A 24,997-nucleotide genomic window follows, 5' to 3' on the forward strand; every position below is an offset into this window, starting at 1 on the left:
CTGTTTCAAACGCTGGAGCCTCTTCATGAGCCAGTCCAAACAAGCGAGCATCCTTGATTCTCGCATTCTCGTGCCGGCCATCGCCGCCGCATTCAAAAAGCTCAACCCGCGCACGCTGGCGCGCAACCCGGTCATGTTTGTCGTCGCGACGGTGTCGGTGCTGACAACCGTGCTGTTCATCCGCGATCTTGTCACCGGCGGCGCCAATCTCGGTTTCTCCTTCCAGATCAATCTCTGGCTCTGGTTCACCGTCCTCTTCGCCAATTTCGCCGAAGCCGTCGCCGAAGGGCGCGGCAAGGCGCAGGCGGATTCATTGCGCCGGACCCGTACCGAAACCCAGGCGAAGCTTCTGACCGGCGATGACCGCAGCCAATATAAAATGGTGGCGGGCACCAGCCTGAAGGTCAACGATATCGTCCTCGTCGAGGCCGGCGATATCATTCCCTCCGATGGTGAAGTCATCGAGGGCGTGGCCTCCGTCAACGAGGCGGCGATAACAGGCGAATCCGCCCCCGTCATCCGTGAATCCGGCGGCGACCGCTCGGCGGTCACCGGGGGCACGCAGGTCCTCTCCGACTGGATCAGGGTTCGCATCACTGCCGCTGCCGGCTCCACCTTCCTCGACCGGATGATTTCGCTGGTCGAAGGCGCCGAACGCCAGAAGACGCCGAATGAGATCGCGCTCAACATCCTGCTTGCAGGCATGACGCTGATCTTCGTTCTGGCCACCGCCACCATTCCGAGTTTCGCGGCCTATGCCGGTGGTTCGATCCCGATCATCGTGCTGGTGGCGCTGTTCGTCACGCTCATCCCCACCACCATCGGCGCCCTGCTGTCCGCCATCGGCATTGCCGGCATGGACAGGCTGGTGCGGTTCAACGTGCTGGCCATGTCCGGCCGCGCCGTCGAGGCGGCGGGCGATGTCGACACACTGCTCCTCGACAAGACCGGCACCATCACGCTTGGCAACCGGCAGGCGACCGAATTCCGGCCCGTTCCCGGCGTCTCCGAACAGGAACTTGCCGATGCCGCACAGCTTGCCTCGCTCGCCGATGAAACGCCGGAAGGCCGCTCCATCGTCGTTCTGGCCAAGGAAAAATACGGCATCCGCGCCCGTGACATGCAGAAACTCCATGCGAGTTTTGTGCCCTTCACTGCCCAGACCCGCATGAGCGGCGTCGATTTCGAAGGCGCCTCCATTCGCAAGGGCGCAGTCGACGCCGTTCTTGCCTATGTTAACGGCGGTGCGCCGCAACAGGGCAATGTGGCGCTCGCCGTCAAAACCGAAACGGACGCTGCACGCGGCATCCGGACAATTGCGGAAGAGATCGCCAAGACCGGCGGCACGCCGCTCGCCGTCGTGCGCGACGGCAAGCTGCTCGGCGTCGTGCAGCTGAAAGACATCGTCAAGGGCGGCATTCGCGAGCGTTTCGCAGAGCTTCGCCGCATGGGCATCCGCACCGTCATGATCACCGGCGACAATCCGATGACCGCTGCCGCCATCGCGGCGGAAGCAGGCGTCGATGATTTCCTTGCCCAGGCGACACCGGAAAACAAGCTGGAGCTGATCCGCGAGGAACAGGCCAAGGGCAAGCTCGTCGCCATGTGCGGTGATGGCACCAACGATGCTCCGGCGCTGGCGCAGGCCGATGTGGGCGTCGCCATGAATACCGGCACGGTGGCGGCGCGCGAGGCGGGCAACATGGTCGATCTCGACAGCGATCCGACCAAGCTCATCGAGATCGTCGAAATCGGCAAGCAGCTGCTGATGACGCGCGGCGCACTGACGACCTTCTCCATCGCCAACGATATCGCCAAATATTTCGCCATCATCCCCGCCATGTTCCTGGCGCTCTATCCGCAGCTTGGCGTCCTGAACGTGATGGGGCTTTCGACGCCGCAAAGCGCCATCCTCTCCGCCATCATCTTCAACGCGCTGATCATCATCGCGCTTATCCCGCTATCGCTGAAGGGCGTCAAATATCGTCCGATCGGCGCCGGTGCGCTGCTGTCGCGCAATCTGGTTATCTATGGCCTTGGCGGCATCATCGTTCCCTTTATCGGTATCAAGGCCATTGACCTTGCCATTACGGCGCTCGGTCTCGCCTGAGGAGTAAAGACAATGTTGAAACAGTTTCGTCCCGCATTGGTGCTGATCCTTGCCACCACCGCCATTACTGGCCTTGCCTATCCGCTCGGCATGACGGGTCTGGCGCAGGCGCTCTTTCCGGTTCAGGCCAACGGCAGCCTGATTAAGAAGGATGGCGCTGTGGTCGGCTCACAATTGATCGGCCAGGCCTTCACCGGCGAGAAATATTTCCACGGCCGCCCCTCCGCTGCCGGTGACGGTTATAATGCCGCTTCCTCTTCCGGTTCCAATCTCGGCCCGACAAGTGCCAAGCTTATAGACCGGGTAAAAACGGACTATGAGGCTGCGAAGGCCGAAAACCCGGCAGCCGCGGTACCGGCAGATCTGGTGACAGCGTCGGGCAGCGGCCTCGATCCGCATGTTTCGCCGGAGGCCGCCTATTTCCAGGTTCCCCGCGTCGCAAAGGCAAGGGGCATGGATGAGGCCGCGCTGCGCGCCGTCGTGGAGCGGCATGTCGAGGCCCCGGAACTCGGTTTCATGGGAGAACCGGTCGTGAATGTGCTGGTTCTCAATATGGCTCTTGACGCAGCCGGTTCATGAACTGAAATGGCTATGGCTTCTCCGGAAGCCATAGCCTCGACCACTGGTGGGTTAAATGCCTGACGACAATCGCGATATGCCGAACCGGCCGTCGCCCGACGCGCTGCTGGAAAATGCCCGGCGCGAGGCGCGGGGCCGGCTGAAGATTTTTTTAGGGGCAGCGCCCGGCGTCGGCAAGACCTATGAAATGCTGATGTCCGGCCGGGCGAAGCTCGCGGATGGCGTCGATACCATCATTGGCGTCGTGGAAACGCATGGCCGCCGGGAAACCGAGGCGCTGGTCGAAGGGCTGGATGTGATCCCCCGCAGGCGCATCGATTATCGCGGTCAGGTGCTGGAGGAGATGGATCTCGACGCCATTCTCGCCCGGCGCCCCGCTCTGGTGCTGGTCGATGAACTGGCTCACACCAATGCCGCCGGCAGCCGCCACCCGAAGCGCTATATGGATGTTCAGGAGATACTCGCGCAGGGTATCGATGTCTATACGACGCTCAACATCCAGCATGTGGAAAGCCTGAACGATGTGGTGGCGCAGATCACCCGCATCCGTGTGCGCGAAACGGTGCCTGACAGCATCATCGACCGGGCCGACGATGTCGAAATCATCGATATCACCCCCGACGATCTGATCAAGCGACTGCAGGACGGCAAGGTTTACCTGCCGCGCACCGCGCGGCGCGCCATCGAGAATTATTTTTCGCGCGGCAATCTGACCGCACTGCGTGAACTCGCGCTGCGGCGCACGGCGCAGCGGGTGGATGAGCAATTGCTCAACCACATGCAGTCACACGCCATTTCCGGCCCCTGGGCAGCGGGAGACAGGGTTCTCGTCTGCCTCGATCATGGCGGTAACGGTCCGGGCCTGGTGCGTTATGCCCGCCGGCAGGCGGATCGCCTGCGTGCGCCGTGGACGGCGCTGCATCTCGATACGCCGCGTTCGCAGCAATTGTCGGAGGCTGAGAAGGATCGCCTGGCCGGCACCATGCGGCTTGCCCAGCAACTCGGCGGCGAGACCGTGACCCTGCCGGCGCTCGATCTGACGCGGGAAATCATCTCCTACGCCAACGCCAATAATTTCACACACATCATCATCGGCCGCCCGCGAAAAACCTGGTGGCAGCGGATTTTTCAGCGCTCGCTGACGCATGATCTGATCGACCACGCCGGCGATATCAGCGTGCATGTCATTTCCGGCGACAAGAATGAAGAAAAGCCGGGTCAGACGGTGAAGCTTGCGCCGGCGCGGTCGCGACAGTCCTTCCGCTCCTATCTCAACAGCACCCTGTTTGTCGGACTGGCGATCGTGGTCGGCATCGTGCTCGACCAGACGCTTGATGTGCAGAACCTGGCGCTCGTCTTCCTGATGGCCGTTCTGGCGGCGGCGGTGCGCGGCGGCCTTGGGCCGGCGCTTTATGCCTCGTTGCTCGGTGCGGTCGCGTTCAATTTCTTCTTTCTGGAACCCCGTTATACGCTGACGGTCAGTTCTCCGGACAGCCTCATCGCCCTGCTGTTTTATTTTGGCGTTGCGCTGGTCGCTTCCAACCTCACGGTCGCGGTGCAGCGGCAGGCGGCCTCCGCACGCTCGAGGGCTCGAACGACCGAAGATCTCTATCTGTTTTCAAAAAAGCTCGCTGGCACAGGAACGCTCGACGACGTCTTGTGGGCAACCGCATACCAGATGGCGTCGATGCTGAAGGTGCGGGTTGTTCTGCTTATGCCGGAAAACGGCGCCATTGCCGTCAAGGCCGGTTATCCGCCTGACGACACATTGGTGGATGCCGACATCGCCGCCGCTCAATGGGCCTGGGAACACAACAAGGCGGCAGGTCGGGGTGCGGATACGCTGCCGGGCGCGAAAAGGCTCTATCTCCCGCTTCGCACCGGCAGCGGCGCGGTGGGCGTTGTGGGGCTGGATGACGACCGAAGCGGACCGCTGCTGACGCCGGAGCAACAACGGCTTTTTGATGCATTGGCCGATCAGGCCGCGCTTGCCGTCGAACGTATCCAGCTTGCCTCCGATGTCGACCGGGCAAGGCTGGCGGCCGAAACGGACCGGCTGCGTACAGCATTGCTGACCTCCATCTCCCATGATCTCAAGACGCCGCTTGCCGCTATTTTGGGTTCGGCCGGAACGCTTAAAGATTTTGCCGATGACATTCCCCCCGATGCGCGCGCCGAGTTGCTGTCGACGATCGTCGAGGAATCCGAACGGCTGAACCGTTTCATCTCCAATCTTCTGGATATGACGAGAATAGGTTCGGGTGCGATGGAGCCGAATTACGGCCTGCATTTCCTCGGCGACATGGTCGGGACGGCGCTGTCGCGTGCGGCGAAGATCGTTGTCCGGCATGAGGTGGTTCTCGATATCCCCTCCGACCTGCCGATGCTGAAGGTCGATCCCGTGCTTTTCGAGCAGGTGCTGTTCAACCTCATCGACAATGCGGCGAAATACGCTCCCGAACGCACGACCGTCGAAATTCGCGGCTGGCGGCAGGGCAAGAATGTCTTCCTGTCGGTTGCCGATGAAGGGCCGGGCATTCCGCCCGACGACATTGAGAGGGTTTTCGATAGTTTCTACCGGGTGCGCAAATCGGACCATGTTCAGGCCGGAACCGGTCTCGGTCTCTCCATCTGCAAGGGCTTCATCGAGGCCATGGGCGGTTCGATCCGCGCGGAAAACAGACCGGATCGCGGCGGCGCGCGGTTTACCATCAGTTTGCCGGTTCCCGCCGATACGCCTGTGCTAAATCATGATTAGGGCGCGATTGCCGGCGACAAGCGCTTACACGCCGCGCCATGCCGCCGAAGGAGATCGGGAATGACCAATTCCGCCGTTCGCATTCTGATCGTCGATGACGAGCCGCCAATCCGCAAGCTGCTGCGGGTGGGGCTGTCGACCCAGGGATATGCGGTGAGCGAGGCGATGAATGCGAAGGTGGCGATGGAACTCGTCGAGCAGGACAAGCCCGCTCTCGTCGTTCTCGATCTCGGCCTGCCGGATATGTCGGGGCACGACCTTCTGGCGAAATGGCGCGGGGAAGGGCTGGCGCTGCCGGTCATCATCCTCTCCAGCCGGACGGATGAGGCGGGAATCGTCAAGGCGCTGGAATTGGGGGCGGATGATTACATTACCAAGCCTTTCGGCATGAACGAGCTTGTCGCCCGCATCCGCGTCGCGCTGCGCCATCGCCTCCAGAGCCAGGGTGAAAGGCCGGTGTTCCAGACCGGCGACCTCTCCGTCGACCTTGTCAGGCGTATCGTCAAGGTGGAGGATCGGGAGGTTAAGCTCTCGCCCAAGGAATATGATATCCTGCGGGTGCTGGTGCAGCATGCGGGCAAGGTGCTGACGCACCGTTTCCTGCTGGAACATGTGTGGGACGAACTGACCGATGTGCAATATTTGCGGGTCTATGTGCGCCAGCTTCGCCAGAAGATCGAAAAAATCCCGGACCAGCCGCGCTATATTCTGACGGAAACCGGTGTCGGTTACCGGCTGCAGGAGGTTTGAGGGCGTCGCGACGCGGCGCCCTCCGATATCGTCAGACGGCGGCGCAGATCGTCAGGAATTCGTCGACATCGGCCTCGGTCGTTGCGAAGCTGGTGACCATGCGGATCAGCACTTCGTCCTTGCCCACCTTTTCCGGCATGTCGCGCGGCTCCAGCCAGTCATAGAATTTAGCGCCCTTCGCGGTGGCGGCTTCCGCGGCGGCTTTCGGCAGAATGGCGAAAACCTCGTTGGCCGTGGTCGGCCAGGCAAGGCGGGCGCTGTTCAGTGAAGCGAAGCCGGCGCGCAGCCGGTTGGCCATGGCGTTGGCATGGCCGGCAAGACCCAGCCACAGGTCGTCCTGCAGATAGGCCTCGAATTGCGCGGCGATGAAGCGCGACTTGGAAAAAAGCTGGGCGGTGCGCTTGCGCAGGAAGGAAAAATCGCGGGCGAGCGAGGGATCGAAGAAGACGATGGCTTCCGCGCACCAGCAGCCATTTTTCGTGCCGCCGAAAGACAGCACGTCGACGCCGCGTTTCCAGGTCATCTCGGCGGGCGTGGCGCCGAGCGCGGCCAGCGCGTTGGCGAAACGCGCGCCGTCCATATGCAGCGGCAGGCCGTTGTCTTTTGCGATTTTGGCGATGGCGTCGATTTCATCGAGCGTATAGACCGTGCCGGCCTCGGTCGCCTGCGTCATGGTGATGGCTGCGGCGCGGCCATGGTGAACCGCGTCCTGCGGATAACGGGCAATGCGCTCGATCAGGTTTTCCGGCAGCATCTTGCCATCAGGCCCTTCGACGGCGACCATGCGCATGCCGGAAAAGAAATCCGGCGCGCCGCATTCGTCCTCGATCACATGCGCTTCGGAATGACAGAAGGTCAGGCCGCCGGCGCGGGCGATGCTGGCCAGCGAAAGCGAATTGGCGGCCGTGCCGGTGGCGACGAAAAACACCGCGACCTCACGCTCGAAAATCTCGTTGAAGCGCTTTTCGATGGAGAGATCGAGTTCGCTGGTGCCGTAGGCGGCGGCAAAGCGCGTGGATTCCCGCGAAAGCCGCTCGTTGACGGCCGGATGGGCGCCAGCCCAATTGTCTGAAGCAAAAAACATCTCTGAGAGCTTTCCAGTAGCTGAGGTTCTGTGTTGGGCTGCGTGAAACGGTGATGGCAAAGTTCTAGGACCTAACTTTGCGATTGGCAAATCCGGCAATGAAAGCAATGGGTCGGTATGTTTTGCGACAAGAAAGTTTCGCGCAATAGGTCAGTATCGAAACTTCGCTGCAAAATGGGGCTTTCACTAATTGGATTCGCACCCTTGCCAATTCCGCCCGTTTCTGCCAAAATCCTCAGGAATTGAGACAGTCTTGCTGTCCTAAATTTGATCCAGCCGGCCTGAATGCGGATTTTGCGGGAAGCGAAAATTCGTGTCGAGCCGGATCTTCGCATGAAACCGTGCAAGTAATTTTGCAGGAGGGACAAAAATGACGAACAAGCCGCAGGCGGATATCGCCGCCGCCACCATGACCACAGACTGTCCCACCGCGGCTGCGGCCGCACCCGTTTCTGCGAAAGCGCGTTTCGCGGGCGGTTTGCCGGAAAGGCAGGGTCTCTACGACCCCGCCAATGAACATGACGCCTGCGGCGTCGGCTTCGTGGCCCATATGAAGGGTCAGAAGTCGCACCAGATCGTCAAGGACGGCCTGTTCATCCTCGAAAACCTGACGCATCGCGGCGCGGTTGGCGCCGATCCGCTGATGGGCGACGGTGCGGGCATTCTCGTGCAGATCCCCGACCGCTTCTTCCGCGAGGAAATGGCGGCGCAGGGCGTGACATTGCCGAAGGCCGGTGAATATGCCGTCGGCCATATCTTCATGCCGCGCGATCCGGCCCGCATCGAGCACTACAAGAAGGTCATCATCGACGTCATCGGTGAGGAGGGGCAGCAGTTCCTCGGTTTCCGCGACGTGCCTGTCGACAATTCCTCGCTGTCCAAGGCGCCTGATATCGCCGCGACCGAACCGCACCATGTGCAGGTTTTCATCGGCGCCGGCCGCGAGGCCGCGACCAATCCCGATTTCGAGCGCAAGCTGTTCCTGATCCGCAAGGTGATCTCCAACCGTATCTATGACGAGGGCGGCGGCAAGGAGGCGCAGGATTTCTATCCCGTGTCGCTGTCTTCCTCGACCATCGTTTATAAGGGCATGTTCCTCGCCTATCAGGTCGGCGCTTATTACAAGGATCTGGCGGATCCGCGTTTCGAATCCGCTGTCGCCCTCGTGCATCAGCGGTTCTCGACCAATACCTTCCCGTCCTGGAAGCTTGCGCATCCCTACCGCATGGTCGCCCATAACGGCGAAATCAACACGCTGCGCGGCAACGTCAACTGGATGGCGGCGCGTCAGGCTTCGGTCTCGTCCGCGCTGTTCGGCGACGATATCTCCAAGCTCTGGCCGATTTCCTATGAGGGCCAGTCGGACACCGCCTGCTTCGACAATGCGCTCGAATTCCTCGTGCGCGGCGGTTATTCCATGGCCCATGCCGTGATGATGCTGATCCCGGAAGCCTGGGCCGGCAACCAGTCCATGACGGCCGAACGCAAGGCTTTCTACGAATATCACGCAGCGCTGATGGAGCCGTGGGACGGCCCCGCCGCCGTCGCCTTCACCGACGGCAAGCAGATCGGCGCGACGCTCGACCGCAACGGCCTGCGGCCGGCGCGTTACCTCGTCACCGATGACGACCGCATCATCATGGCGTCGGAAGCCGGCACGCTGCCGGTGCCGGAAGAGCGCATCGTCAAGAAGTGGCGTTTGCAGCCCGGCAAGATGCTGCTGATCGACATGGAAAAGGGCTCGATCATTTCCGACGAGGAAGTGAAGCACGAGCTTGCCGCCAAGCATCCCTACCGCAGCTGGCTCGACCGTACGCAGCTCATCCTCGAAGAGCTGAAGCCGGTGGAACCGCGCGCGCTGCGCCGCGACGTATCGCTGCTCGACCGTCAGCAGGCCTTTGGTTACACCAGCGAAGATACCAAGCTGCTGATGTCGCCCATGGCGACCACCGGCCAGGAAGCCATCGGCTCCATGGGCACCGATACGCCGATTTCGGCCATGTCGGAAAAGTCGAAGCTGCTCTACACCTATTTCAAGCAGAACTTCGCGCAGGTCACCAACCCGCCGATCGATCCGATCCGCGAAGAACTGGTGATGAGCCTCGTGTCCTTCATCGGTCCGCGGCCGAACATTCTCGACCATGAAGGTGCCGCCCGCGCCAAGCGTCTGGAAGTGCGCCAGCCGATCCTGACCAATGGCGATCTGGAAAAGATCCGCTCCATCGGCCACACGGAAGACCGTTTCGACACCAAGACGCTCGACTTCACCTATGATGTGGAGCGTGGCGCCGAAGGCATGCCTGAAATGCTCGACCGCCTGTGCGAGCGAGCCGAATCCGCCGTGCGCGGCGGTTACAACATCATCGTTCTTTCCGACCGCCAGCTCGGCCCGGACCGCATCGCGATCCCCGCCCTTCTGGCGACGGCCGCCGTGCACCATCACCTGATCCGCAAGGGCCTGCGCACCTCGGTCGGCCTCGTTGTCGAAACCGGTGAGCCGCGCGAAATCCACCATTTCTGTCTGCTGGCCGGTTATGGTGCGGAGGCGATCAACCCCTATCTCGCCTTCGATACGCTGCTCGACATGCACAAGCACGGCGCCTTCCCGAAGGAAGTCTCCGACGACGAAGTGGTCTATCGCTACATCAAGGCGGTGGGTAAGGGCATCCTCAAGGTCATGTCCAAGATGGGCATTTCCACCTACCAGTCCTATTGCGGCGCGCAGATTTTCGACGCCATCGGCCTTTCCTCGGAATTCGTCGAGAAGTATTTCTTCGGCACAGCCACCTCCATCGAGGGCGTCGGCCTGACCGAAATCGCTGAAGAAACGGTGACGCGCCACACGGCCGCCTTCGGCAAGGACCCGATCCTTGCCAACACGCTCGATATCGGCGGCGAATACGCCTATCGCATGCGCGGCGAAAGCCACGCCTGGACGCCGGATGCCGTGGCTTCGCTGCAGCATGCGGTTCGCGGCAACAGCCAGGATCGCTACCGCGAATTTGCCGAGATGGTGAACGAGACGGCGCTGCGCATGAACACCATTCGCGGCCTGTTCAAGGTCAAGTCGGCGGAAGCGCTTGGCCGCAAGCCGGTTTCCATCGACGATGTCGAGCCGGCGGCTGATATCGTCAAGCGTTTCTCGACCGGGGCCATGTCCTTCGGCTCGATCAGCCGCGAGGCGCATACCACGCTTGCGATTGCCATGAACCGCATCGGCGGCAAGTCCAACACCGGTGAGGGCGGCGAAGAGTCCGACCGTTACATGCCGCTGTTGAACGGCCAGCCGAACCCGGAACGCTCCGCCATCAAGCAGATCGCATCCGGTCGTTTTGGCGTGACGACCGAATATCTCGTCAATGCCGATATGCTGCAGATCAAGGTGGCGCAGGGCGCAAAGCCCGGCGAAGGCGGCCAGCTGCCCGGCCACAAGGTGGATGCGACCGTTGCCAAGACCCGTCACTCCACCCCGGGCGTCGGCCTCATCTCGCCGCCGCCGCATCACGATATCTACTCCATCGAAGATCTGGCGCAGCTGATCTACGACCTGAAGAACGTCAACCCGGAAGCCGATGTTTCGGTGAAGCTGGTGTCGGAAGTCGGCGTCGGCACGGTTGCGGCCGGTGTCGCCAAGGCGCGCGCCGACCATATCACCATTGCCGGTTTCGATGGCGGCACGGGTGCGTCGCCGCTTACCTCGCTGAAGCACGCCGGTTCCCCATGGGAAATCGGTCTTGCCGAAACCCAGCAGACGCTGGTGCTGAACGGCCTCCGCTCGCGCGTTGCCCTGCAGGTGGATGGCGGTCTGAAGACCGGCCGAGATGTCATCATCGGCGCGCTGCTCGGTGCGGATGAATTCGGCTTCGCCACCGCGCCGCTGATTGCAGCCGGCTGCATCATGATGCGCAAGTGCCATCTCAATACCTGCCCGGTGGGCGTCGCCACGCAGGACCCGGTTCTGCGCAAGCGCTTCAAGGGCACGCCGGAACACGTCATCAACTACTTCTTCTTCGTGGCCGAAGAAGTGCGCGAAATCCTCGCCTCGCTTGGCGTTACCAGGCTGGACGAGATCATCGGCGCTTCCGAGCTGCTCGAGAAGGATGAGATGCTGGCGCACTGGAAGGCCAAGGGGCTGGATTTCAGCCGTATCTTCCACAAGGTCGAAGCTCCGAAGGAAGCGACCTTCTGGACCGAGCGCCAGAAGCACCCGATCGATGACATTCTCGACCGCAAGCTGATCGAGAAGTCCCTGCCGTCGCTCGAAAACCGCGAGCCCGTGGTCTTCGAAGTGCCGATCAGGAACGTCGACCGTTCCGCCGGTGCGATGCTGTCGGGTGCGCTTGCCAAGCGCTGGGGTCACAAGGGCCTGAAGGACGATACGATCCACGTCACCCTCAAGGGCACGGCGGGCCAGTCCTTCGGCGCGTTCCTCGCCCGTGGCATCACCTTCGATCTGGTGGGTGACGGCAACGACTATGTCGGCAAGGGCCTTTCGGGTGGCCGCATCATCGTGCGCCCGCCGGAAAACACCCGTATTGTTGCGGAAAACTCGATCATCGTTGGTAATACGGTTCTTTACGGCGCGATCACCGGCGAGTGCTATTTCCGTGGTGTGGCTGGCGAACGTTTTGCTGTGCGCAACTCAGGTGCCGTTGCGGTTGTCGAAGGTGTCGGCGACCACGGTTGCGAATATATGACCGGCGGCATCGTCGTTGTTCTCGGTGAAACGGGCCGCAACTTCGCGGCCGGCATGTCCGGCGGCGTGGCTTATGTTCTCGACGAAAAGGGCGATTTCGCCACCCGTTGCAACATGGCCATGGTCGAGCTGGAGCCGGTTCCGGAAGAAGACGACATGCTGGAAAAGCTGCACCATCACGGCGGCGACCTCATGCACAAGGGACGTGTGGACGTTTCCGAGGACATGACGCGTCACGACGAAGAGCGCCTCTACCAGCTGATCTCCAACCACTTCCACTACACGAACTCGTCGCGCGCCAAGGATATACTCGACCGCTGGAGCGAGTTCCGTCCGAAGTTCCGCAAGGTCATGCCGGTGGAATACCGCCGTGCGCTTGAGGAAATGGAGCGCATGCGCATGGGCGTGGCGGCGGAGTAATCCGCCGCATGAGGATACTACACCAACTGGTCTCGCTGATGATCGCGGTCGCCGTTCCCACGGCGATCTACTGGACGAGCGGCGAGACCGGATTTGAGTTCATCGTGCTGGGGGCGGCTTTTGGTTTCGCTTACTGGTACTGGGGCCCGACAGGCGCTCCGCTTTGATGTGAGGATATAAACGTGGGCAAGGTTACAGGTTTTCTGGAGATCGACCGGCAGGTGGGCAAGTATCAGCCCGCATCGGATCGTATCCGCCATTTCCGCGAATTCACCATTCCGATGTCGGATGCCGAGGTGCAGAAGCAGGCGGCGCGCTGCATGGATTGCGGCATTCCCTACTGTCATGGCCCGACCGGCTGTCCCGTGCACAACCAGATCCCGGACTGGAACGATCTGGTCTATAACAACAACTGGGAAGAGGCGATCCGCAACCTCCATTCCACCAACAACTTCCCGGAATTTACCGGCCGCGTCTGTCCCGCGCCTTGTGAGGAGGCGTGCACGCTGAACCTCGAGGATGCACCGGTCGCCATCAAGACCGTCGAACAGGCGATTGCCGACAAGGCCTATGAGCTGGGTTTCATCGTGCCGAAGCCGGCGACGATCCATACCGGCAAGAAGGTTGCGATCATCGGTTCCGGTCCTTCGGGCATGGCGGCTGCGCAGCAGCTTGGCCGCGCCGGCCACGAGGTTCACGTCTATGAGCGTGAATCGAAGCCCGGCGGCCTGCTGCGTTACGGCATTCCGGACTTCAAGATGGAGAAGAACTTCATCGACCGCCGTGTCGAGCAGATCAAGGGTGAAGGCGTCACCTTCCATTGCGGCGTCAATGTCGGCGTCGATGTGACGGTCGAGGCGCTTCTGGCCGACCACGATGCCGTGCTTTATTGCGGCGGTTCGGAAACTCCGCGCCCGGCCGGTATTGGCGGCGCCGATCTGCATGGCGTCTACGATGCCATGCCTTACCTCGTGCAGCAGAACCGCCGCGTCGGCCGTGAAAATATCGACAGTGTCGGCTGGCCGGCCGATCCTATTCTCGCCGGCGGCAAGCATGTCGTTGTCGTCGGCGGCGGCGATACCGCGTCCGACTGCGTCGGGACGGCCTTCCGTCAGGGTGCGGTGAAAGTCACACAGCTCGACATTCGCCCGATGCCGCCGGAAAAGGAAGACAAGCTGGCGGTCTGGCCCTTCTGGGCCACCAAGATGCGCACCTCTTCCTCCCAGGCCGAAGGTGCGATCCGCGAATTCCAGGTGGCGACGCTCGAATTTGTCGGCGAAGACGGTATGCTGACCGGCGTGAAGTGCTGCCAGGTGGATGACCGCCGCAAGCCGATTGCCGGCACGGAATTCATCATCAAGGCCGATCTCGCCTTCATCGCCATCGGCTTCTCCGGCCCCTTCACCGATAGCGTGCTGAAGGAAATGGAAGGCAAGCTGACGCTCAATACCGACCGCCGCGGCTCCACCAATGTGATTGCCAACGAAACGGATTACAGGACCTCGGTTGACAAGCTGTGGGCGGCGGGCGACGTGCGCCGTGGCCAGTCGCTGGTGGTCTGGGCCATCCGCGAAGGCCGTCAGGCCGCACGCGCGATCGATGAGGCGCTGATGGGGGCAACCGTTCTTCCGCGCTGAGCCCCGAAGGTAATATGAATGGAAAAGGCCTGTTGCGTCTTCTGCAACAGGCCTTTTCTTTTGGCTGCGTACACAAGGTGATTGCTTCCTCAGCAATAGGGAAGGGTGATGCGAAAGCAGGCGCCGCCGGTGGAGGCGTCGCAGATGGTGATCTCGCCGCCATGATAACGGACGATTTCCTGGACGAGGTTTAGTCCTAGACCGGTGCCGCGATCTTTCGGCCGCAGCCGATGGAAGGCATCGAAAACCAGTTCCCGTTCCTCTTCGGGAATGCCACTGCCTTCGTCGGCAATCTCGATCACGCGGTTGGACGCCACTCTTACCGTGATCGTTCCGCGATTGCCGCCATGTTCGATGGCATTCTGCACGATATTCATCAGGGCGCGCTGCAGCGAGGCGTCATCGGCGAGGGCGAGAATGGGTTCTTCTTCCGGCTCGAGGGAGAGATTATATCCCTGTGAGATGGCAAGCGGCGCCATATCCGCGACAACCGATCTGCACAGGCCGACAAGATCAAGCGGAATGAGGGGCGCCTTCTGCCCGCCGAGGCGCTGGAGATCGAGCAACTGTTCGGCCAGCACGGCGATGCGGCTGGCATCCGCCAATATTCTGCTGCGGGCAGGACCGTCCAGCAGCGTTTCGACGCGGGTCTGGAGAATGGCGACCGGGGTTCGCAATTCATGGGCGGCGTCGAGAATGAAGCGCTTGTGCCGTTCGTAACCGTCGTCCAGCCGCTGCAGCGCGCCATTGACGGCATGCACGAGAGGCTGCACTTCCCGCGGGATATCGCCATCCGGCAGTCGGTATCCGCGTCTGTCTATGTCGATGCTTTCCGCTGTCCGGGCGATGGCGGAAAGGGCGCGAAATTCCCTGCGGATGAGCCAGGGAATGGCCACGACGGTCACAACGGACATGAGAATGAGAACCGGCATGATCAATATGTTGGAGAACAGCAGAACCGGAAAGGTCATGCTGAACGGGCCGCCTTTGCCGACCATGACGAATTCCCCGGCTGGCCCGGAAGCACGGCGGACGACGGCGATGCGCACGACGGCAAGATAGGAATAAGAAAGTGCTGCGTCGCGCACATCGGAGACCCTGACATCGCTAAGTTGCTGGCCCATGTTGCTGAATGCCTCAGGCACAGGCCCGCCCTGCACGACCTCGCCATTCTCACTGACTGCGACGAACCAGAAATCGGAGGTAGTGGCGCGCAGGTCGCTGAACTCAGGTGTTTCGTTGAGGACCAGCCGATTATCCTTGTCCCGTACGATTGCATTGGCGGTTATCTGGGCCGCCTTGGGGCTGAGCAGCGCACTGCCCGCACCGCCGCTCGACATATAGGTGATGATGGCCGCGGTGACGAAGAATAGGCTGCCGATCTGGAACAGCAGCAATTGAATGGTCAAGCGGCGCTTGAGCGACTTTCTTTTAGTCGGCTTCATAAAGTCGCCCTCAGCAGATAACCGACGCCGCGAATGCCGTGGACCTCCAGACCGGCATCCGCCGCCGCCAATTTGCGGCGCAGGCGGGAAATGTGGGAATCGAGCGCATTGGACTGGATTTCATCGTCGAAATTATAGACAGCTTCTTCGAGCAGGGGGCGCAGCACCGTTCTGCCCTGCCGCCGCAGCAGGGCTTCGAGGATGAGCAGCTCGCGCCTGGTCAGCGGAAGAAATTCGCCCTTGATACGCACTTCGCGGGTTTCAAAGCAGAATTCCAGCCTGCCCAGCTTCGCCGTCATCGTCACGGCGCCGGCCGGCCGGCGCATCAGGGCTCGGATGCGGGCAAGCAGCTCCTCCACGGCGAATGGCTTGGCCAGGTAGTCGTCCGCACCAAGGTTCAGGCCATTCACCCGATCTACAAGCGCGCCTTGCGCCGTCAGCACGATGACGGGCGGGGTGACTGGCAGCAGGCGCAGGTCTTCGATAAGCTGGATGCCGTCTCCATCGGGCAATTGCCGGTCGAGCACGACAAGGTCGTGAACGCCGTCCATGATGGCATGACGGGCAAGATCGAGCGTGCCGACAGTATCCACGATAATATCGAACCGATGGAGCGCGGCGGACAGCGCCGCCGCCATTTCGCGTTCGTCTTCAACAAGCAGCAGGCGCATGAATTCGTCTCGGCAGGGGTCCGGCATAGCCTTCCCTGGCGGGAGACTAAACGCTTGAAGTCAAAAAACGACGGCGCCGTCGACGCTCTGAGGAAGCGACGCGTCGCCGTCGGTTCAATATCGCCTTGCAAGAAGGGGGACGGGAGAAGGCCGTCGGCCAACGCCCGCATTCCTGCAGAGCTGTATTGATCCTGCCATGTCCGGATTGCCTAAACATTACGCCCGTTGCGGGCGACAAGGTCGCTGCGCGCTTATTGTTTTACCTGCACGGTATCCGGCGCCACGCGATAGTCATCGATGCGGCCGGCCGGGGCATCGGCCATCTCTCCCCGCTTGGTCAGCCTTTCACGTGGCGATTCCACCACGGAGACGCGGGTCGGCCCGGCCGCGAGGGGGGCGTCTCCCAGCAGCTTGTCGCCGCCATCGAGATTGGGATCGGTCAGGCTGATCGGCTGGGTGCGCACCTGGCCCGCATCGATGCCGAGGGCCGGCAGGGAGGTGAGCGCCGGCAGATTGCTGCCGTCGAGTTTCACGAGGTCCGGTCCGGCGCTGTCGAGGTGCCTGCGCACGAATTTTTCGACATAAAATGCAAGTTTGCGTTTGCCGGCCTGTGTCATGCCGATGCCGTCAGCCTCGCGCAGGCGGGCCTGCTGGCCGTTCATGTCGTAACCGGTGATGACGAATTTGCCGGCTTCATCGACGAAGCCGTCCCACACATCCACGAATTCACCGCCATATTTTTCGACATGGCTGCGATAAAGTCTGTTGAAGCCAACGAGATCGGCCGAAAGCGAAGGTGACTGGAAGGCGGGCAGGCCAACCCACAGCAGCGGCACTTTCGGACGCCCGGCGAGAGCCAGAAGTTCGTCGATCCGCCGTTCATATTCCTTGAACCAGACGTCCGTACCGAATTTTTCCCTGATATCGCCAATCTGCATCTGCTGGCGATCGTTCGAACCCATCATGATGACGATGGTGGCCGGATTTGTCTCGGTTATGAATTGCGGCAGGTTGGCGAACCAGTCGTAATAATCGGTGCGGACGAGGCCGGAAGAACCGTTGGCGCGCACATCGACGGCAATTGCCGGCGAACTGGCAAAGGCATTGACCAGCTCTTCACCCATGCCGCCGGCGAGAAAATCACCGATGACGAGAACACGCCTTGCATTTTCAAGCTTGGCGGCGGGCTCCGGTTTTGCGGTTCGCATCTGCACAACCGAGGGCGCTTTTCTGGCGGGCTGCGGCCGGGTGACCGATCTTTCGCGTGGCGCAGAGGGGAAGTCGCGCCGGTTGCGGGGCTGATATTCACGGCCCGAGGCGTCATCCCGCCCCACGGGCCGGCCGAAAAGCATTTCAAACAGGGTGCGCCGCTGCTCCTGCGCAAAGCTTTCGGAAGGAACGAGCGGGATGCAGAGCACGGCAGAAAGAATGATGGCGCAGCAGCGCCAGCCCGTCTTTCCGTTTCTCGCTGCAGGTTTCCTACTCATGACATCAACCTTTCCGGATGTTTCGGCGGCGCCTTTAACCACCGCCGAATTTGCCGGCGCATTATCAGTTGCGCAGAGCTCTCAGCAATCGCTGCGACGGCTGGCCGTCATTTTCCATGCCCATGCGCGACTGGATGGCGCTGATGGCGGCCTTCGAACCGGAGCCGAAATTGCCGTCGATTTCTCCGTCGTAATAACCGAGTTCCTTCATACGGGTCTGGAGCTCGAATTTTTCACGGATATCCAGCGTGCCGTCGGGACGCGGCCATTTCTGCTGCATGCCACCGTAACCGGCGATCTCGTCCGCAAGCAGGCCGACGGCCAATGCATAGCTGTCGGATGCATTGTATTTCTTGATGGTGAAGAAGTTTTTCATCACCAGGAAGCCGGGACCGTTTGCCCCGCCCTGCATTTTCAGCATGGCGCGATCGGAGCCGCGGGTAAAGTTCTTACCGTTCGGACGGGTGAAGCCAAGTTTCGCCCATTCCGCAATGGTCTTCGTCTGCCCTTCATAACGGGCGCCGCCCCGCGGCACGGCGGTCTCGTAACCCCATGTCCGGCCCGGCTCCCAGCCGTTCTTGGAAAGAAGGTTGGCGGCGGTTGCCAGCGCATCCGGAACCGAATTCCAGATGTCGCGCTTGCCATTGCCGTCGGCATCGACAGCATAAAGCAGGTAGCTGGTGGGGATGAACTGGGTGTGACCCATCGCGCCCGCCCAGGACCCCGTCAGCTGCCTCGGCGTAACGTCGCCCGTCTGCAGGATCTTAAGCGCGGCAATCAGCTGCGTGCGCGCGAACTTGGCGCGTTTGGGGTCGGAATAGCCAAGCGTCGCCAGCGCCCGCGGAATATTGTGCAGACGCTCCGGCTTTTCGAGAACCGCGCCGTAATTCGATTCCATCGACCAGATAGCCAGGATGACGTGCTTGTCGACGTTGAAGTTGCGCTCGATCCAGTTGAGGGTCGTCGCATGTTTCATCTTCATTTCTCGGCCGATCCGCACCGTGTACGGATTGACGCGGGAATCGAGATAGTCCCAGATCTGGGTGGTGAATTCCGGCTGGAAGGTCGCCTTGCGCAGCGCGTCCGGGTCCGGCTCGCTGACACCGGCAAAGGCCTTCTGGTAGGTCGCCTTGCTAATGCCTTCTTTCGCGGCTGTTGCATAGAACTGGTTGATCCATTGACGGAATCCCTGTTCGGCGCGGGCCGAAACGGGCGCCAGCGAGAGTGCCAGGCCTGCAACCATCATGCAGCCGAATTTGCGGACATCTGAAAGGATCATCTTTGTCATCGTCAGTCTTTCGTTCTCTCGAATATCATTTCGATTGCGAAAACGCATCGGGCGTCGTCATGGATAACAAAAGAATGTCAACAAATTCTTTACCATTAATAGATGGTAGCGTCACCCTTTACAAAACGTTGTTATTTTTGAAATAACAACAGCGTGCGGGGATTGTGATCAAGTTTTATCTCTCAGGAGGGATATGTGGTAGAACAGAAGAAAATTCGGAAGGCCGTATTTCCGGTCGCGGGTCTCGGCACCCGTTTCCTGCCCGCAACCAAGGCGGTTCCGAAAGAAATGCTCACCGTCGTCGACAAGCCGGTCATTCAATACGTCGTCGACGAGGCGGCGGAAGCGGGTATCGAGCATTTTGTTTTTGTCACCGGCCGCGGCAAGGCGGTGATCGAAGATTATTTTGATATTCAATTTGAACTGGAACAGATGCTGCGCGAGCGCAACAAGAATGCCGAGCTGACATTGCTGGCCGGCCTTCTGCCCAAGGCGGGCACGGCAAGCTTCACGCGTCAGCAGGTGCCGCTCGGTCTTGGCCATGCGGTCTGGTGTGCGCGCGATATCGTCGGTGACGAACCTTTCGCCGTGCTTTTGCCCGACATGATCATGCATTCGCAGAAAAGCTGCCTGAAGGGCATGGTCGAACTTTACGACCAGACTGAGGGTAATGTCATCGCGGTGCAGGAATGCGCTCCGGACCAGACACATAAATACGGTATCGTCGGCGTTGGCGATGCTGTCGGTGAGGGTTTCAAGATCACTGAAATGGTCGAAAAGCCGGCCAAGGGCACGGCGCCGTCGAATTTCTACATTAACGGTCGCTACATCCTCCAGCCGCAGATTTTCGATATTCTCGAAAATCAGGAACGCGGTGCCGGCAACGAGATCCAGCTGACGGACGGCATGCTGACGCTTGCCAAGTCGCAGCAGTTCTCCGGCTATCATTTCCGTGGCCAGACTTTCGATTGCGGCGCCAAGGATGGTTTCATCCTGGCCAACGTCGCCTTCGCGCTGGAGCGCGCCGATATTCGTCCTGCGATCGAAGAGCCGATCAAGACCCTGATTGACGGTTTGAAGTAATCGACCGAAACAGACAAGGAAATCCCGGCCTTTGCGCCGGGATTTTTGTTTGGCGATTATCGTTTGAGGACGAGTCCTGCGCCGACCCGCAACTCGCTGCTGTCATAGACCGGCGTCCACTGGTAGCTGACATCCGCAGTCAGGTCGAGATAGCGGTTGAGACCCCAGGTCAATCCTGCGCCGGCCGTATATTCCACCGCATTCTCCATATCGGAGGAGGGGAAGGTGCGATGCACGATCTGTCCGGTCAGGCGGGCGACGAGGTTGCTGCGCAATTCGTGGGTGAGGCCGGCATCCAGGCGATAGGAAATCCAGCCGCCCTGCGGACCGCCGGCAAAGTCCTCTATCGTGGTGCGCAGGCCGAGATTGACATTCGTGCCGCGCTGGGGCGACCAGTTGAGTTCGCCATCCAGTGTCAATGCACCGATGGAGGCGAGGCGATCGTCGTCATATTGCTTGCGCAGGTAACCGATCGCGGCCTCGCCACGCGTTTTCTCGCCGAGATCGACTTCCGCGCCGATCTTCGCCCCATAGGCATTGGAAGAGCGGGCATAACCCGAATTGTCGAGACGCCTGTCATATTTGGTCTTTCCCACATTCAGTTCGAGGAAAGGGATAAGCGCCGGCGATAATTCATAACCGATGCGGCCGCGCAGATTCGCGCTGTTCTGGTCGCGATCGCTGAGGCTGATCGGCCGGCCGTCGACGCCCTTTGCATCCGTATAGACCGTGCGGGAGAGATCGAGCGCTGCAAGCCCGCGCAGCTTGCCGAAATCCCGCTCTATCGATGCGCCGGTGGTGAAACGGTGTTCGCCGCCCTGCACGGCGGCGCCGGTCAGGGCGTTGGGGTCCGTCGTGTCCTCGCGGCTGAATTCGTAACCGGCCTTGAGATTGGCCTTCGTTTCTTCGCCGAGATCAAGGCGCAGATCCGCCTCTATCCGCGCCCGTGGCTCTTCGCCGTCCTTCTCGCTACCGAAATTTCTTTCCCACGCGCCGTCACCCGTCACCGTCAGCGCGTGACGGGACCAGTCGCTGGTGAGTGTGCCGCGTATGCCCGTCGTCAGATAATTGCGTCTGGACGGTCCGCCGGTATTCGTCTGTTTTTCCGTATTGACCGTCTGGCTGATCGAGGGCCTGAGCAGGAATGTGCCGATCCGGATACCGGGCGTCTGGCCGGGTTCGGTCGCTATCCGTGGATTTTCGCCGCCATCCACCGTCGGCTCATAGGGGTTCTCGGCCTCGGCATAGGGTTGGCCCGCCTCGTCCTGCTGCTCGTAAATCGGGTCGCCGGGATTGCTGGACGGGCGCCAGAGCTGCGGTGCAGTAGGGGCAGGGACAGCACCGGCCTGAACCGTGCCTGTGGTGCCCATCCCGCCATCCGTTGCCGGGGTGGCCGATGCCGTTCCGTCGCCGGCGGAAGCAGTACCCGGCAATACCGGTGTGGTTGTTGCCGCGGTCTGTGCGAAAGCGTTTCCCTGAGGGTAAAAAATCGTGCAGGCAAGCAGCAGGGCTGCTGCTTTCCGCGACGTCGGCAGACGTGTGGCGGTGCCCTTCACGTTCATTCCTTTTCACCCGGCAGGTTCGGTCGATGTCCGATCGAAAGCTCCCAGGACATCGCCTCAGGCCCGACGAGCGGCAGGCCGATGAAGTGATGTGAAGAAACCAGGGACCGGACAGGCGACGCAAGTTTTAACATCGCTTTAACAATAGGTTTTTTATGGTTAACAGTTGATAAAGATCGCTGGGATTTCAGCGTTCCCGCAGGGGCGAAAGATCAGCGGCCATCGCTGTCGGGGGTGTCCGCCGCTATTCTGCCTACCCAGACGACTGGAGGAAAACAGCTATAAGTGAAAATATTCCGAATATGAGAAGATTAAAACATTTCAACTTGGCATGGAATCGCCCTATGATTTATAGGGGCTGATCTTTTATTGTTCGGCCAATCGTATTGAATTTTATTTTATGTGACAGCGTCGTTTCATGAATCCCGTTTTGAACGCCAAACAGGTCGGTTTTTATTGTTGGGATATTACCAACGACCGTTTTTATCTGGATGAAGTATGCGCTGAACTCTTCGGAATTCCGCTGAGGCAGGCGATGCAGGGTATCAGTATTTTCCAGATGCTCGAAAAGGTGGATCTGGATCACCGAAATCGTGTCATCGAAACGGCGTTGACCACCCTGAAGGCCGCGAGTTTTTATGATCAGGAATATGCCGTGCGCCGCAGCGATGGCTCGGTCTCGTGGGTAAGGACGCTCGGGCGCTATCTGGTCGACGAGGAAAACATCCCCTTCAAGCGACTTGGAACGATTGAGGAGATTTCTCCACCGGACCGGCGTCATTGATCATGGCGTCATCCCGAGACTGTTGAGCGCTTTCGAGCGGCATCCACTAAAACCTGGAGCCGACCGGCTGGAGAGTGGACTTATTCCGGCTGAAAGAGTAACAGTCGGCCATGATTACGCGCGCCGTCAAACTGGTCGAAGACAACGCCATCGAATCCGCCGTCCGGACGATTTCGATGGAGCGGGCTGGCCTTGCTGCCCTCGAGGACGCTCTCCGGAACGACCTTTCCGAGCCTTTCTGCAAGGCGATCGAAACCATCGGCCAGTCGAATGGCCGCCTCATCATTACCGGGGTCGGCAAAAGCGGCCACATTGGCGCAAAGCTTGCCGCCACCTTTGCCTCTACCGGAACGCCCGCCTTTTTCGTGCATGCGGCGGAGGCCAATCATGGCGATCTCGGCATGATCGGCGGCGATGACGTGGTTCTGGCGATTTCCAAGGGCGGCGAAAGCGCGGAATTGCGCAGCATCATCAACTATTCCCGCCGTTTTTCCATTCCGCTGATCGCGCTCACCTGTTCGGAAAATTCATCTCTGGCGCAAGCCTCCGATATCGTGCTTCTGGTCCCCAATGAACAGGAAGCTTGTCCGCTGGGTCTTGCCCCCACGACCTCCACACTGATGCAGCTTGCTTTGGGCGATGCTCTTGCCGTTGCGCTTCTGGAAGCGCGCAACTTCACTGCGGGCGATTTCAAGGTATTTCATCCGGGCGGCAAGCTGGGAGCGAGCCTCACGCTGGTCAGCGATATCATGCATATCGGTGATCGTGTGCCGCTGGTGAATAAGGGAACGGCCATGCCGGAGGCGGTGGGTGTTCTCTCGCGCAAACATTTCGGCTGCGTCGGCATTCTGGACGAGGATGGGCGTCTGTGCGGTATCGTCACCGAAGGCGACATGGCGCGGAATCTGTCGCGCAACCTTGCCGAATTGACGGTCGACGACATCATGACCCGCACGCCGAAAACCGTCAAAAAATCGGTTCTGGCGACCAGCGCGCTGGCGACGCTGGAAAAATTCCACATCGGCGCGCTCATCGTCGTTGATGATGACAATCGGCCGGTCGGGCTGGTGCATTTCCACGATTTATTGAGGATCGGCGTCGCCTGAGGCTGTCAGCCTTGAAGCTCATCGGTCCATCGGCTCGATCGTCAGCGTGCGTCCGCGTGCCGAGGCAATCCTGACACGGGTTCCGGCCGGCAGGTCTTCGCCGTTCACCGGCCACCAGGTGTCATCCAGCCTGATCCGGCCACGCCCTTCGACGATTGGTTCCTGCAGTGTGGCTGTGCGGCCGACAAGGCTTGCCTCCCGCTGGTTGAGGAAGGGTTCGTCGCTTGCCGCGCGATTCCGGCCGAAATATTTCCGGCCGAGGAGGGCAAAGACCACCGAAAGTGCGGCAAACAGCACCAGTTGCAATTGCCAGGCCCAGACTGCGGCATCCCACAGGAACAGCGAAAGGGCGCCGATGACCAGCGCGGCAAGGCCGATCCAGATCAGGAAGACGCCGGGCGCGATGAGTTCGGCGGCAAGCAGCACGAAGCCGACAATCCACCAGCTCCAGGGTCCCAACTCAGTGGCAAGCCGTTGCAACATCGTCACTTCTCCGATGAAGAGCCGAAGGGATTGCCGGGGATGCTGACATTGATGTTCTGACCGGAAGACCGTGCCGGCGGCACGGAGCGGGACGGGGCGGCCGGCGCGCTCGGCGCGTCGCCCTTGTCGCCGAACACTTCCCTCGCAATCGTGCCTATGCCGCCAAGGGAGCCGATCAGCGCCGAAGCTTCCATCGGCATCAGCACGATCTTGGAATTCTTCGCCGCGCCGATTTCGACAAGCGCTTCGGTATATTTCTGGGCGACGAAATAGTTGATGGCGTGAACATTGCCGGCGGCAATGGCTTCCGAGACCATGCGGGTGGCATTGGCTTCGGCTTCTGCCAGACGCTCGCGCGCCTCGGCATCGCGGAACGCCGCCTCGCGCTGGCCTTCCGCTTCAAGAATGGCGGATTGTTTTGCACCTTCCGCGCGCAGGATCTGGGCGTTGCGGGCGCCTTCGGCTTCCAGCACCTGCGCACGCTTTTCGCGCTCCGCCTTCATCTGCCGCGCCATGGAATCGACGAGATCCTTCGGCGGCGCGATATCCTTGATTTCGATACGGGTGACCTTGATGCCCCAGGGACCTACCGCCTCATCGACCACGCGCAGCAGGCGATCATTGATCGCGTCGCGGTTCGACAGAAGCTCATCGAGGTCCATGGAGCCCATCACCGAACGGATATTGGTCATGGTGAGGTTTTCGATCGCCATTTCCAGATTGGCGATCTGGTAAGCCGCCTGGGCGGCGTTGAGCACCTGATAGAAGGTAACGGCATCGGCGGAGACGCTGGCATTGTCGCGGGTGATGACTTCCTGCGTCGGTATGTGGAGCACCTGCTCCATCACATTCATTTTCGAACCGATGCTTTCGAAAAACGGCACGATGAGGTTCAGGCCGGGTTCGAGCGTGCGGGTGTAACGCCCGAACCGTTCAACCGTGTAACGATGCCCCTGCGGCACGGTCTTGATGCCGGCAAACAGCACCAGAATAACCAGAACAACCGCCGCTATGACGACGATGTCGAAACCGCCCAATGCAATCATCACTTTCC

The 24,997-nt window shown here is 60.7% G+C and carries 18 protein-coding genes; 10 read left to right on the forward strand and 8 right to left on the reverse strand.

Annotation, left to right across the window (positions count from 1 at the left end):
* The first annotated feature begins 25 nt into the window (after window positions 1-25).
* Genes kdpB through N5D22_RS00935 form a run of 4 tightly spaced genes read left to right on the forward strand, consistent with a single transcriptional unit; the run spans window position 26 to window position 6,197 of the window.
* Complete coding sequence (gene kdpB, locus N5D22_RS00920) at window positions 26-2,110, forward strand: potassium-transporting ATPase subunit KdpB (RefSeq protein WP_279655668.1); 2,085 nt, start codon at window positions 26-28, stop codon at window positions 2,108-2,110.
* A 12-nt stretch (window positions 2,111-2,122) separates the two neighbouring features.
* Window positions 2,123-2,689: a potassium-transporting ATPase subunit KdpC gene (kdpC, locus tag N5D22_RS00925; protein WP_279655669.1), complete on the forward strand. Its 567-nt coding sequence runs from the start codon at window positions 2,123-2,125 to the stop codon at window positions 2,687-2,689.
* Window positions 2,690-2,744: 55 nt separating this feature from the next.
* Window positions 2,745-5,447, forward strand: coding sequence for a sensor histidine kinase KdpD (locus N5D22_RS00930; protein WP_279655670.1), 2,703 nt, complete (start codon window positions 2,745-2,747; stop codon window positions 5,445-5,447).
* Window positions 5,448-5,507: 60 nt separating this feature from the next.
* Entirely contained in the window at window positions 5,508-6,197 is a 690-nt protein-coding gene (locus N5D22_RS00935; RefSeq protein ID WP_279655671.1) for a response regulator transcription factor, read from the forward strand.
* A gap of 31 nt (window positions 6,198-6,228) precedes the next feature.
* Here the strand turns inward: N5D22_RS00935 and N5D22_RS00940 are convergent, their stop codons facing one another.
* A complete protein-coding gene (locus N5D22_RS00940; RefSeq protein ID WP_279655672.1) occupies window positions 6,229-7,281 on the reverse strand; it encodes a low specificity L-threonine aldolase in 1,053 nt (350 codons plus the stop codon).
* Between the two features lie 370 nt (window positions 7,282-7,651).
* Between N5D22_RS00940 and gltB the strand changes: the two genes are divergently transcribed.
* Genes gltB through N5D22_RS00955 form a run of 3 tightly spaced genes read left to right on the forward strand, consistent with a single transcriptional unit; the run spans window position 7,652 to window position 14,034 of the window.
* On the forward strand, window positions 7,652-12,397 hold the full coding sequence (gltB, locus tag N5D22_RS00945) for a glutamate synthase large subunit (RefSeq protein WP_279655673.1): 4,746 nt from the start codon (window positions 7,652-7,654) through the stop codon (window positions 12,395-12,397).
* 8 nt (window positions 12,398-12,405) lie between these two features.
* A complete protein-coding gene (locus N5D22_RS00950; RefSeq protein ID WP_155275992.1) occupies window positions 12,406-12,564 on the forward strand; it encodes a hypothetical protein in 159 nt (52 codons plus the stop codon).
* Between the two features lie 15 nt (window positions 12,565-12,579).
* Window positions 12,580-14,034 carry a glutamate synthase subunit beta gene (locus N5D22_RS00955; protein ID WP_279655674.1) on the forward strand — a complete coding sequence of 485 codons (1,455 nt, stop codon included), beginning with the start codon at window positions 12,580-12,582 and terminating at the stop codon, window positions 14,032-14,034.
* An 89-nt stretch (window positions 14,035-14,123) separates the two neighbouring features.
* Here N5D22_RS00955 and N5D22_RS00960 read toward each other — a convergent pair whose 3' ends face one another.
* The 4 genes from N5D22_RS00960 to N5D22_RS00975 all read right to left on the reverse strand — a co-directional run bounded on the left by N5D22_RS00960 (window position 14,124) and on the right by N5D22_RS00975 (window position 18,925).
* On the reverse strand, window positions 14,124-15,479 hold the full coding sequence (locus tag N5D22_RS00960; RefSeq protein WP_279655675.1) for a HAMP domain-containing sensor histidine kinase: 1,356 nt from the start codon (window positions 15,477-15,479) through the stop codon (window positions 14,124-14,126).
* Complete coding sequence (locus N5D22_RS00965; protein WP_279655676.1) at window positions 15,476-16,150, reverse strand: response regulator transcription factor; 675 nt, start codon at window positions 16,148-16,150, stop codon at window positions 15,476-15,478. The genes N5D22_RS00960 and N5D22_RS00965 overlap by 4 nt, the downstream gene beginning before the upstream one ends.
* Window positions 16,151-16,401: 251 nt before the next feature.
* Window positions 16,402-17,637, reverse strand: coding sequence for a DUF459 domain-containing protein (locus N5D22_RS00970; RefSeq protein WP_279655677.1), 1,236 nt, complete (start codon window positions 17,635-17,637; stop codon window positions 16,402-16,404).
* A 64-nt stretch (window positions 17,638-17,701) separates the two neighbouring features.
* Complete coding sequence (locus tag N5D22_RS00975; RefSeq protein ID WP_279655678.1) at window positions 17,702-18,925, reverse strand: lytic murein transglycosylase; 1,224 nt, start codon at window positions 18,923-18,925, stop codon at window positions 17,702-17,704.
* A 195-nt stretch (window positions 18,926-19,120) separates the two neighbouring features.
* On the opposite strand from N5D22_RS00975, the gene galU reads away from it, so the two are divergent.
* The gene (gene galU, locus N5D22_RS00980) at window positions 19,121-20,008 is read left to right on the forward strand and encodes a UTP--glucose-1-phosphate uridylyltransferase GalU (RefSeq protein ID WP_279655679.1); all 888 of its coding nucleotides are present in this window, start codon (window positions 19,121-19,123) and stop codon (window positions 20,006-20,008) included.
* A 56-nt stretch (window positions 20,009-20,064) separates the two neighbouring features.
* Here galU and uppP read toward each other — a convergent pair whose 3' ends face one another.
* Entirely contained in the window at window positions 20,065-21,570 is a 1,506-nt protein-coding gene (gene uppP, locus N5D22_RS00985; RefSeq protein WP_279655680.1) for a polysaccharide biosynthesis protein UppP, read from the reverse strand.
* A 418-nt stretch (window positions 21,571-21,988) separates the two neighbouring features.
* Between uppP and N5D22_RS00990 the strand changes: the two genes are divergently transcribed.
* Complete coding sequence (locus N5D22_RS00990) at window positions 21,989-22,354, forward strand: PAS domain-containing protein (protein ID WP_347881146.1); 366 nt, start codon at window positions 21,989-21,991, stop codon at window positions 22,352-22,354.
* Window positions 22,355-22,464: 110 nt separating this feature from the next.
* Window positions 22,465-23,460 carry a KpsF/GutQ family sugar-phosphate isomerase gene (locus N5D22_RS00995; RefSeq protein ID WP_279655682.1) on the forward strand — a complete coding sequence of 332 codons (996 nt, stop codon included), beginning with the start codon at window positions 22,465-22,467 and terminating at the stop codon, window positions 23,458-23,460.
* 18 nt (window positions 23,461-23,478) lie between these two features.
* On the opposite strand, the gene N5D22_RS01000 is transcribed toward N5D22_RS00995, so the two are convergent.
* The gene (locus N5D22_RS01000) at window positions 23,479-23,943 is read right to left on the reverse strand and encodes an NfeD family protein (RefSeq protein ID WP_279655683.1); all 465 of its coding nucleotides are present in this window, start codon (window positions 23,941-23,943) and stop codon (window positions 23,479-23,481) included.
* Window positions 23,944-23,945: 2 nt separating this feature from the next.
* Entirely contained in the window at window positions 23,946-24,989 is a 1,044-nt protein-coding gene (locus N5D22_RS01005) for an SPFH domain-containing protein (RefSeq protein WP_279655854.1), read from the reverse strand.
* Window positions 24,990-24,997: the final 8 nt, after the last annotated feature.

It is taken from the genome of Agrobacterium sp. GD03872 (genome assembly GCF_029840625.1).
In the GTDB taxonomy this organism is placed as follows: Bacteria; Pseudomonadota; Alphaproteobacteria; order Rhizobiales; family Rhizobiaceae; genus Agrobacterium; species Agrobacterium fabrum_A.

What these genes read in the sequence shown, in the direction of transcription:
- N5D22_RS00995 (WP_279655682.1), top strand. Translation starts at nt 22,465, where the DNA reads ATGATTACGCGCGCCGTCAAACTGGTCGAAGACAACGCCATCGAATCC.
- N5D22_RS00975 (WP_279655678.1), bottom strand. Translation starts at nt 18,925, where the DNA reads ATGACAAAGATGATCCTTTCAGATGTCCGCAAATTCGGCTGCATGATG.
- N5D22_RS00965 (WP_279655676.1), bottom strand. Translation starts at nt 16,150, where the DNA reads ATGCGCCTGCTGCTTGTTGAAGACGAACGCGAAATGGCGGCGGCGCTG.
- gltB (WP_279655673.1), top strand. Translation starts at nt 7,652, where the DNA reads ATGACGAACAAGCCGCAGGCGGATATCGCCGCCGCCACCATGACCACA.
- N5D22_RS01005 (WP_279655854.1), bottom strand. Translation starts at nt 24,989, where the DNA reads ATGATTGCATTGGGCGGTTTCGACATCGTCGTCATAGCGGCGGTTGTT.
- N5D22_RS00960 (WP_279655675.1), bottom strand. Translation starts at nt 15,479, where the DNA reads ATGAAGCCGACTAAAAGAAAGTCGCTCAAGCGCCGCTTGACCATTCAA.
- N5D22_RS00930 (WP_279655670.1), top strand. Translation starts at nt 2,745, where the DNA reads ATGCCTGACGACAATCGCGATATGCCGAACCGGCCGTCGCCCGACGCG.
- uppP (WP_279655680.1), bottom strand. Translation starts at nt 21,570, where the DNA reads ATGAACGTGAAGGGCACCGCCACACGTCTGCCGACGTCGCGGAAAGCA.
- kdpC (WP_279655669.1), top strand. Translation starts at nt 2,123, where the DNA reads ATGTTGAAACAGTTTCGTCCCGCATTGGTGCTGATCCTTGCCACCACC.
- N5D22_RS00950 (WP_155275992.1), top strand. Translation starts at nt 12,406, where the DNA reads ATGAGGATACTACACCAACTGGTCTCGCTGATGATCGCGGTCGCCGTT.
- N5D22_RS00940 (WP_279655672.1), bottom strand. Translation starts at nt 7,281, where the DNA reads ATGTTTTTTGCTTCAGACAATTGGGCTGGCGCCCATCCGGCCGTCAAC.
- N5D22_RS00970 (WP_279655677.1), bottom strand. Translation starts at nt 17,637, where the DNA reads ATGAGTAGGAAACCTGCAGCGAGAAACGGAAAGACGGGCTGGCGCTGC.
- N5D22_RS01000 (WP_279655683.1), bottom strand. Translation starts at nt 23,943, where the DNA reads ATGTTGCAACGGCTTGCCACTGAGTTGGGACCCTGGAGCTGGTGGATT.
- N5D22_RS00935 (WP_279655671.1), top strand. Translation starts at nt 5,508, where the DNA reads ATGACCAATTCCGCCGTTCGCATTCTGATCGTCGATGACGAGCCGCCA.
- N5D22_RS00990 (WP_347881146.1), top strand. Translation starts at nt 21,989, where the DNA reads ATGAATCCCGTTTTGAACGCCAAACAGGTCGGTTTTTATTGTTGGGAT.
- kdpB (WP_279655668.1), top strand. Translation starts at nt 26, where the DNA reads ATGAGCCAGTCCAAACAAGCGAGCATCCTTGATTCTCGCATTCTCGTG.